We start from the raw sequence: 2,276 nt of genomic DNA, 5'->3' as shown, positions 1-2,276 counted from the left end.
CCGACGATGGGCGGCAAAGCGGTCCCGAATTGCTTGACTGACAGGTATTGGGGCGCTGGCTGATTTTTTTACGCTCTTTTTACGGCTGAGCCAACACGCAGAAGGAATACTGGGCGCGCGATGCTCAGGGATGGCATGCATTTTCTACCCGCCAGTCCAGAGAAGCCCTTCGTGAGCCAGTCCACCGTCATCGCAAATCAGTCTCTTCCCGGCAAGTCCAACCCCATCGGCATGCTCGTCGCCGCTGTCGGCGTAGTGTATGGCGACATCGGCACCAGCCCGCTGTACACCCTCAAGGAAGTGTTCGCCGGGCACTACGGTGTGCAGGCCAACACTGCCGGTGTACTCGGCGTACTGTCACTGGTGTTCTGGTCGTTGCTCTGGGTGGTATCGCTCAAGTACGTACTGTTCATCCTGCGCGCCGACAACCAGGGCGAAGGTGGCATCATGGCCCTGACTGCCCTGGCGCATCGCGCAGCGGCTCCCTACCAGCGACTGGGCAGGATACTGGTGCTGCTCGGCCTGTTCGGCGCTGCGCTGTTCTACGGTGACAGCATGATCACGCCGGCGATTTCCGTGCTATCGGCCGTGGAGGGGCTGCAATTGGCCTTCGACGGTATCGAACATTGGGTCGTTCCTCTGTCGGTGCTGGTGCTGGTGGCGCTGTTCCTGATCCAGAAGCACGGCACCGCGCGCATCGGCATTCTCTTCGGGCCGATCATGGTGCTGTGGTTCGTCGTGCTGGGTGCGCTTGGCCTGCACGGCATCGTCCAGCGGCCGGAGGTGCTGCAGGCACTCAACCCGCTCTGGGCGGTAAAGTTCTTCGTGCTGCACCCAGGCATGGGGGTGGCGATTCTGGGCGCGGTGGTGCTGGCGTTGACCGGCGCCGAAGCACTCTATGCAGACATGGGTCACTTCGGCCGCAAACCCATCGCCCGGGCCTGGTTCCTGCTGGTGCTGCCCGGCTTGGTGCTGAACTACTTCGGCCAGGGCGCGCTGATCCTCGGCGACCCGCAGGCAGTGCGCAACCCGTTTTACCTGCTGGCGCCCGAATGGGCCCTGCTGCCCATGGTCGGGCTGGCCACGCTGGCCACCATCATCGCCTCCCAGGCCGTGATCTCCGGTGCGTTCTCGTTGACGCGCCAAGCCATCCAGCTGGGTTACGTACCGCGCATGTTCATCCAGCACACCTCCAGCGAGGAACAAGGGCAGATCTACATCGGCATGGTGAACTGGGCGCTGATGGTTGGCGTGGTGCTGCTGGTGGTCGGCTTCGAGTCGTCCGGGGCGCTTGCGGCAGCCTACGGCGTAGCCGTGACCGGGACGATGCTGATCACCACGCTGCTGGCCTCGGCAGTGGTGCTGTTGCTGTGGAAGGCACCACGCTGGCTGGCGGTGCCGATGCTGCTGGCGTTCCTGCTGGTCGACAGCCTGTATTTCGCCGCCAATGCGCCGAAGATTCTACAGGGCGGCGCATTTCCGGTGATCGCGGGCCTGGCGCTGTTCACCCTGATGACTACCTGGAAGCGCGGGCGGCGGATGATCGTCGAACGGCTGGACGAAAGCTCGCTACCGCTGGAGCTGTTCATTACCAGCCTCAAAGCCCAGCCGCCTCACCGCGTGGGCGGCACTGCCGTGTTCCTGTCCGCCAGGCCCGAGGCGGTGCCTCACGCCTTGCTGCATAACCTGCTGCATAACCAGGTACTGCATGAACAAGTGGTGCTGTTGACTGTCGTGTTCGAGGACGAGCCACGGGTCAGCGCTGGCAAGCGCTTTGAGGTCGAGGCTTTTGGGGACGGTTTCTTCCGCGTGAACCTGCATTTCGGTTTCATGGAGGAGCCCGATGTGCCGTTGGCGTTAAGCCGCTGCCAACGTGCCGACCTTGAGTTCGGCCCCATGCGCACCACTTATTTCCTCAGCCGCGAAACGGTCATTGCAGGCAGGCAGATGGGCATGGCTCGCTGGCGGGAGCACTTGTTTGCCTTCTTGCTGAAGAATGCCAACAGCAACCTGAAGTACTTCAAGCTGCCACTGAACCGGGTGATCGAGCTTGGCACGCAGGTCGAGATATGAGCAGTCAGGAGCCACGATCCTTCTGTCAGGGCGACAGAACTTGCAAGGCCGCCGCATGTCTTACCAGCACCTGAGCTCTACCCGCGCCGTTGGAGGCGAAACAACATGAGAAAAACCCTGGTGGCCGTCTTTGCGTGTGCTCTGGCATTCGGCGCAACGGCATTGTTACCTGCCGATATCTCGCCGATGGGGTCTGCGTATGC

The 2,276-nt window shown here is 62.3% G+C and carries 1 protein-coding gene; it reads left to right on the top strand.

The window, feature by feature from the left end:
- Positions 1–231: 231 nt before the first annotated feature.
- Complete coding sequence (locus ACK1U9_RS00660) at positions 232–2,073, top strand: potassium transporter Kup (protein ID WP_258229931.1); 1,842 nt, start codon at positions 232–234, stop codon at positions 2,071–2,073.
- Positions 2,074–2,276 lie beyond the last annotated feature (203 nt).

The sequence above is a fragment of the Pseudomonas sp. XP1 genome (genome assembly GCF_053557675.1).
Note: the sequence above shows the minus strand (reverse complement) of the source record. Positions and strands in the feature narration are given on the sequence as shown.

Excerpts from the sequence above, each read along its gene's own strand:
- ACK1U9_RS00660 (WP_258229931.1), top strand. The coding sequence starts at position 232 with ATGCTCGTCGCCGCTGTCGGCGTAGTGTATGGCGACATCGGCACCAGC.